Origin of the sequence: Caballeronia humi, assembly GCF_001544475.1 — a bacterium.
Lineage (GTDB): Bacteria > Pseudomonadota > Gammaproteobacteria > Burkholderiales > Burkholderiaceae > Caballeronia > Caballeronia humi.
Genome location: NZ_FCNW02000263.1, coordinates 1 through 522, shown reverse-complemented (window position 1 = coordinate 522; position 522 = coordinate 1). Strand labels below are relative to the sequence as shown.

The following is a 522-nucleotide window of genomic DNA, read 5'->3' as shown; positions in this document are numbered from 1 at the left end:
CAGGCTGGTACTCAGAAAGCACCTCGACGAGATCGAGGTGCACTTCCGGACATGACTGCCGGAACTTCCTCACTGCGGTGGGGAGTACGGAGAAGGTCGTCGATCGGACAAAGCCGATGCCCAGCCATCCACGCTTGCCCGCTGCAATGTCTCTCGTCTCGTCGTCGAGCCGTCCCGCATGGGACAGCAACTCTTTCGCCCGCGGATAAAAATATTTGCCCAAGGAAGTGAGCTCCATCGGGCGCCGGGAGCGGTCGAACAGATCGCCGCCCAAATGCTCCTCGAGCTGCGCGAGCTGCATGCTGATCGCGGTGGGCGCAACGAACAGTGCCTCGGCGGCCTGCGTCGCGCTGCCTGCTTCGACGACCGTGCAAAAGTAGCGAATCTGTCGCAAGTTCATAAATTTTGAACCTAAGATCAAAAAACGATGTTTGATATCGCTCTTACTTTATCTAAAACTACATTGTCAATCAACTCAGAGGTTCGCCATGGGCAGTCAGGAGACATCGACCGCATCCATTC

The 522-nt window shown here is 56.1% G+C and carries 1 protein-coding gene; it reads right to left on the bottom strand.

The features are described from left to right. The coding region (locus tag AWB65_RS35335) for a LysR family transcriptional regulator (RefSeq protein WP_143281843.1) at positions 1-400 on the bottom strand (400 nt) is incomplete at its 3' end. Positions 401-522: the final 122 nt, after the last annotated feature.